The sequence below is a fragment of the Bathymodiolus heckerae thiotrophic gill symbiont genome (assembly GCF_900128515.1).
Lineage (GTDB): Bacteria > Pseudomonadota > Gammaproteobacteria > PS1 > Pseudothioglobaceae > Thioglobus_A.
This window is the reverse complement of sequence record NZ_FQTP01000085.1, coordinates 1-5,865: the sequence shown is the minus strand read 5'-3', so window position 1 is coordinate 5,865 and position 5,865 is coordinate 1. Positions and strand designations below refer to the sequence as shown.

The 5,865-nt window shown below is 34.2% G+C and carries 7 protein-coding genes and 1 tRNA gene; 3 read left to right on the top strand and 5 right to left on the bottom strand.

Annotation, left to right across the window (positions count from 1 at the left end; translation table 11 throughout):
* Positions 1-596, bottom strand: a 596-nt coding sequence (locus BTHERMOSOX_RS08840; protein WP_138120714.1) for a BON domain-containing protein, incomplete at its 3' end; no start/stop codon positions are given.
* A 7-nt stretch (positions 597-603) separates the two neighbouring features.
* Entirely contained in the window at positions 604-975 is a 372-nt protein-coding gene (locus BTHERMOSOX_RS08835) for a YraN family protein (RefSeq protein ID WP_138120713.1), read from the bottom strand.
* Here BTHERMOSOX_RS08835 and rsmI point away from each other — a divergent pair.
* Positions 974-1,804: a 16S rRNA (cytidine(1402)-2'-O)-methyltransferase gene (gene rsmI, locus BTHERMOSOX_RS08830; RefSeq protein ID WP_138120712.1), complete on the top strand. Its 831-nt coding sequence runs from the start codon at positions 974-976 to the stop codon at positions 1,802-1,804. The two genes, BTHERMOSOX_RS08835 and rsmI, sit on opposite strands and share 2 nt — an antisense overlap.
* Before the next feature lie 8 nt (positions 1,805-1,812).
* Entirely contained in the window at positions 1,813-2,124 is a 312-nt protein-coding gene (locus tag BTHERMOSOX_RS08825) for a (2Fe-2S) ferredoxin domain-containing protein (RefSeq protein WP_138120711.1), read from the top strand.
* Here the strand turns inward: BTHERMOSOX_RS08825 and coaE are convergent.
* On the bottom strand, positions 2,110-2,715 hold the full coding sequence (gene coaE, locus BTHERMOSOX_RS08820) for a dephospho-CoA kinase (RefSeq protein ID WP_138120710.1): 606 nt from the start codon (positions 2,713-2,715) through the stop codon (positions 2,110-2,112). The genes BTHERMOSOX_RS08825 and coaE overlap by 15 nt on opposite strands.
* Positions 2,716-2,793: 78 nt before the next feature.
* Between coaE and BTHERMOSOX_RS08815 the strand changes: the two genes are divergently transcribed.
* Positions 2,794-2,870, top strand: a tRNA-Met gene (locus BTHERMOSOX_RS08815).
* 271 nt (positions 2,871-3,141) lie between these two features.
* On the opposite strand, the gene BTHERMOSOX_RS08810 is transcribed toward BTHERMOSOX_RS08815, so the two are convergent.
* Both BTHERMOSOX_RS08810 and BTHERMOSOX_RS08805 read right to left on the bottom strand, forming a co-directional pair.
* Positions 3,142-4,224 carry a hypothetical protein gene (locus tag BTHERMOSOX_RS08810; protein ID WP_138120709.1) on the bottom strand — a complete coding sequence of 361 codons (1,083 nt, stop codon included), beginning with the start codon at positions 4,222-4,224 and terminating at the stop codon, positions 3,142-3,144.
* Positions 4,225-4,230: 6 nt separating this feature from the next.
* On the bottom strand, positions 4,231-5,706 hold the full coding sequence (locus BTHERMOSOX_RS08805) for an MBOAT family O-acyltransferase (protein ID WP_138120708.1): 1,476 nt from the start codon (positions 5,704-5,706) through the stop codon (positions 4,231-4,233).
* Between the last annotated feature and the right edge of the window lie 159 nt (positions 5,707-5,865).

Sequence of the window (5,865 nt, the reverse complement as noted above, 5' to 3'; positions counted from 1 at the left end):
TCAGCAGCTGGACGTGTTTTTAAGTAGTTAAATAATTTCACAACTTTTTTAACACCTTTGGCTTTTGAAGCCGATTTGACTGCTCGATCTGCTTCGCGCTTGGTGACTGCACCCATGAGATATACTGTTTGATTTTCAGTCATCACCCGAACATGTGTGGGATGAAATACCTCTTGATCATGAAATAATGCTTCAACTTGTAGGGTGATTACTGCATCTTTAGCACGACTTAATAAACCGCTATTAGGGGCAACTGACATTTCATTAAACACTCGTGAGATTTTAGCGTTTTGTAGTTGTGCTTGTGTTGATACATAAGAGCGTAAATCGCTAGTTGGCGCTTCACCAGTGATTAATACAGTTTTGTCATACACCATAAAATTAAGATGCGTATTTTCAAGTGCAATATCGGTTGATGGCCATGCAAACATCTTAAACATAATGATTCTGTCATCCAGCACTTCACCTGCTGTTCGTCTGTCATTGGTAACGGCAATTACTGCGCTAAGTGTTGAAGCGCTTTGAATAGCAGGTAAACAGCCGCTTAGTAAAAAAGTATTGGCCAATAAAATGCCAGAAAGGATGATTTTTTTCATAATTTTTTTAAGCCTCAAAGGCGTCTTTAATCCAAGTAATTTTAGGATATTTTAAATTAGATTCTAGCCCAATAACATCGAACCGACAGATAAATTCTCCATATTCGTTATGCGCTTGTAAATATAATTTGGCTGCGCGGATGAGTTTTTCTTGTTTGTTGGTAGTGACCGTGTCAATCGCTGAACCAAAGCGTGCATTTTGTCGATAGCGAACTTCAACAAAAACCAACACCTGTTCGTCTTGAACGATCATAATAATGTCTATTTCACCAAAACGAGTTAGATAATTTTGTTCAATCAGTTGCATGCCACGCTGCGTTAAATAACTAAGCGCTAGTTGCTCTGCTTGATTGCCAATTTTTCTCTTAAAACTAAACATGTCCGGAACGCTTTATATTGTTGCTACCCCAATTGGAAACCTTGATGATATCACGTTTAGGGCCATCGACACGCTAAAGTCGGTTGACTTTATTTTGGCAGAAGACACCCGTCACTCAAAAACCCTAATTAATCATCATGAAATCAGCACGCCAATGCGAGCATTTCATGAGCACAATGAACAACATAAATCAGCTGAGGTCATTGAAGCGCTTTTAAGCGGACAGAATATGGCGCTGATTAGCGATGCCGGTACGCCACTTATTAGTGATCCAGGTTATGTATTGGTGCGTGAGGCCAAAAAATCCGGCGTTTTGGTTTCACCTATTCCGGGCCCAAGTGCTATGATCAGTGCTATGAGTGCTGCTGGAATTGCAACTGATCGATTTGGATTTTATGGATTTTTACCCAATAAACACACAGCAAGAGTTAAGGCTATTCAGACTATCGCGCACGTGAATCAAACGGTTATTTTTTATGAATCACCTAAACGTATTTTAGAATGCGCTAAAGATATGCTTAGTGTGCTTGGCGATCGGCGTATTGTTTGCTTAGCCAAAGAACTAACCAAGTCTTTTGAGACTATTAAAACCGATACCGTTCCAAACTTGCTTGCTTATTTGCAAGAGGATATTACCCATCAAAAAGGTGAATTTGTTATTTTAATTTCAGCCATTGATAAAGATAATAAGGTTGAAGGTGAAGAGCGACTAGATAAAATATTACCAATTTTACTTGCTGAAATGGGCGCTTCAAAAGCTGCCAAACTAGCTGCCAAAATTACCGGTATTGATAAAAAATACTGCTATCAACGTGCAATAGACCTATAAGGACGAAAATGGATTTCTATACTCGACATATTCTCTTTTGTAATAATCAACGTAAAGATGGCGAAGTCTGCTGTTCACAGCTTGGTGCTAAGCAGATGTATCGCTACGCCAAAGATAAATGTCGAGACGAGGGGCAAATGGGAAAAGGTAAAATTGGCGTGAGTGAATCACGCTGTTTAGGTCGTTGTGAACATGGGCCTGTGGCGGTTGTATATCCGGATAATGTTTGGTATCAGTATATTGATGAAGAAGATATTGATGATATTATCACCGAACATCTCATTGGCGGAAAGCCGGTTAAAAGACTACAGATTGATTAGTTTTTGATATAAATCAGTAACCTTTTGTTCCATTTTGAAAATTTCCGAATTATTTTCAATCACATCAATAGGAAATTGATCAGTAAGCTCTAAGCGTTTTTTATGGCTTGTTTGTGATGAAATAAGCTGTTTTGCAGTGTTTTTATCAATATTTTCACGATTTAGTAGCCTTTTTAGCTGATTTTCTTCATTACACTCAACAATAATAGCTCTATCAAACAAATAAGTCAGATTTTTTTCAACTAATAGTGGTATTTCAATAATAATAAGCTTGTTTTTAACTTTTTTGATCTCCATTTTCATTTTTTCCAATATTTTTGGATGCAAAATAGATTCTATTTTTTCTTGATTAACAGAATTTTTTAACAAAATCTCTCTTAAAGCATGTCGATTAAGAGTTTTATCGACATTTAAAATTTGATCACTAAAATAGTCAATTAGCTCACTCAAGCCTGCAGTACCAGGTTCAACAACTAAGCGTGAGAGCTCGTCAAGATCGATAATATCTACGCCAAGTTCAGCAAAGCTGCGAGCAACGTTTGATTTTCCACAGGCAATTCCGCCTGTTAGTGCGATTTTAATTGGTAGCATAATAAGGTTGATTTTATCAATATATTAGCCTTTGACTATTGACATTTACATTAAATGTCTTGATAATACACGCTCTTTGGTTATGTAGCTCAGCTGGTTAGAGCACAGCATTCATAATGCTGGGGTCGGTGGTTCAAGTCCACCTATAACCACCATCCATTACAAGGCTTTCAGCCTTCTTCACGAAATTCAATATTTCTTCAGGGTTACACTGGGATTACGCCTTGGGTTTTTTGACGCCTTTAACTTGTGTCTTTTATCTAAAGGGTTTATAGTTGTATTTTACTAATTTATCACTATTTTTCTACTATGTTCAGATCAGGTCACAAGAACTCTACATTGAGCCAGAGGCTGTTGGCCCAATTGAGATTCATCTTGTGTCGTCTGATGGAACAAGGGAGAGGGTTTAGTTAAATATATAGACTTTTAATTTTTTCCCCATATTTCTTCTCTATATTTTCTAGTATCAATGTATAGTCTTCTATTTATTATTTGATTTTTAATATGTTTTTTAATATTGTTTGTATCAATTTCAACACCAAAATCACTATATTCGCTTTCCCCTGTTAGCCTATCTAATACTATCGCCCCTAGCGTATTTTTATAATGACTAGATTCCCAGTGGTATTGCATGTCTACTTCCTTATTATGCGGAACATCTTCTGCAGTTAACGGGTGGTAGACCGAAAAGTCAAATACCTTATAATTGGGCTTATTGTATATATGTGCAATTTTATGAACGCTGGTTACAACATCACTTTTCCACTTAAGCCATAAATTGTAATCCCTGTAATAATCCAGAGCCTCCCACTGCCTTATATGAGAGGGCCCAAAAACAATATCAAGCTGTATGTTATTTTCATAACTCAACCTAACAATTTCTTCAAAATCAAAAAAAGAACTTGAGCCTGTATCTAAATATGTGTAATTAATTTTTGGATAATTTTTGTAAAATTTTAAATCATTGTGAGCCATTGCCTTTAAATGACCTCCCTGTTTTTTTATCGATTTTATTTTATTCTCATTTATTCTCATGCCATTATTGTAATGAGATTTTTTAGTATGATACAAATCCAGAGGGGTGTTTAGAATTTGTTGATACAATGACTTATTATTTTTAGATGTTTTATCCATTATATTTGCATTAAAACTTAAGTAATCGATAACGAGTAAAACCTGCTTTAAATTCCCCTGTTTTAATGTGTGTTTAAAGTTATTTTTTATATCAAATATAGACGGCCCTCCCATTCCAAAATTGAAAGAAGGCTTGAGAAAGTATTTGTGGGTTGGATTGTAGCCACGTTCGGCTCTTGAGCTTCCAAGAATTATTGAAGATGGTTTGATTCGACTGACAATATTGTATTTTGATAAAACAGTATTATGACTTGATATATTTGATTCTGATTCAAAGTAATGGGAAGGATTGACTATATAAAACAATACAGATGATAAAGAAAATATAGCAACAAGTGCTATGAAATACAGATTAATCCATGTTTTTGAATTCATAAGTTATTAAAAATTAAAGTATATAAAAACTTCGGCTTTGTTTATATTGACTATAGAGGCGGTAAACAATAATAATGTAAACAAAAGAGTTGAGTGGTTTGACTTGAAGTTGTGTAGTTTTTGCATTGAGTTTTTAAAGAATAAGATTATTATGAATCCAAGCAAAATCCATAAAGGCAAGTAAAATCCGCCTTTTATATTTTCTACAAATCCACCAAAACTAACCCCGTAACCACCTAAAAATGATAAATATTCGCCTAACATATTTGGCAGAACTATATTTTGAAGGCTAAACATTGAGCTATACACCTTTATAGCATCATTCATTTCTTGCGCTCTAAAAAGTACTAAAGATAAATTTATAGTATTAAAGGTAATAAGCCAACCCAGGTATTTATTAATGGGTATTTTTACTTTTCTTCTCCATATATGGTTAATGACTAAGCCTAAACCATGAATGCTACCGAATAAAATAAACATCCAGCTCGCACCATGCCAAAAGCCAATAATTAGCATACTGATAAATATAGTAAGCAAACCTTTGCTAGAGCTATATTTATTAAAAGATGAAATTATTGTTTTAAATATATATTCGGTTACAAATTTTGTAAGGGTTATGTGCCATCTACTCCACAGCTGAATCATAGAGGTAGACTTATAAGGGCTGTAAAAATTAATTGGAAGGTTGATATTAAACAATAAAGCTAAGCCAATCGCCATATCTGCATAGCCACTAAAATCAAAATATAGTTGGAAGGTGTATGATAAGGATGTTACCCATGCTTCAAATAGATTTAGTGTTGTCGCTATATCAAATCCTTCGGTTGCCAAAACTGCAAATGTGTCTGCAATAATGACTTTTTTAAACAAGCCTATTGAGAATATAAATATTCCAGCTGAGATATTTCGGTAATTTTTAACCTTATTTTTTGCCTTTGCAAATTGCGGCATCATTTCCTCATGATGGACAATTGGACCTGCAATTAGTTGCGGAAAAAAGGTTACAAAAAGTGCGTAATTTATAAAATTGTATTCTTTGGTTTTTCTTCTATAGCTGTCTATTAAATATGCTATTTGTTGAAAGGTGAAGAATGAGATTGCTAGCGGCAATGCTAAGTGTAGTAGCTCAGTATTGGAATTAAAAGCAAAATTAAAATTCTCTATTAGAAAATCAGTATATTTAAAATAGACAAGTAAAGACAGATTTGAAATAATACCAAAAATTAGTATTGTTTTTTTTGAATAAGTTTTTTGTTCGTTATTGCTAGTCTTACTGAGGCTTACTCCGAGTGCGAAGTTAATTATTACCGATGTAAGGATTATGGGTAAATATATAATATTCCACCAACTGTAAAAAAATAGGCTGCTACATACTAAAAACCACTTTGAAGCCCCTGTAAGTCTTTTGTGGTTTAGGTAGAAATATACGAAAAAAGTTATCGGTAAAAATACAAAGATAAACTCGTATGAATTAAATAGCATAGCAAGATAGGCGTTAGATTGATGTTAATTATAATGTAATCCTCCCAAAAATTAACACTCAGTAAAAGTAGAACTTTCTTATAATAAAAACATAAGGAGATTCAAATGAAGACAACACGTAAATCAGATTCACAAATCATGCACTCTTTTTAGTACCCC

Coding starts and splice junctions, on each gene's coding strand:
- BTHERMOSOX_RS08810 (WP_138120709.1), bottom strand. CDS start 4,224: ATGAATTCAAAAACATGGATTAATCTGTATTTCATAGCACTTGTTGCT.
- BTHERMOSOX_RS08825 (WP_138120711.1), top strand. CDS start 1,813: ATGGATTTCTATACTCGACATATTCTCTTTTGTAATAATCAACGTAAA.
- rsmI (WP_138120712.1), top strand. CDS start 974: ATGTCCGGAACGCTTTATATTGTTGCTACCCCAATTGGAAACCTTGAT.
- BTHERMOSOX_RS08805 (WP_138120708.1), bottom strand. CDS start 5,706: ATGCTATTTAATTCATACGAGTTTATCTTTGTATTTTTACCGATAACT.
- coaE (WP_138120710.1), bottom strand. CDS start 2,715: ATGCTACCAATTAAAATCGCACTAACAGGCGGAATTGCCTGTGGAAAA.
- BTHERMOSOX_RS08835 (WP_138120713.1), bottom strand. CDS start 975: ATGTTTAGTTTTAAGAGAAAAATTGGCAATCAAGCAGAGCAACTAGCG.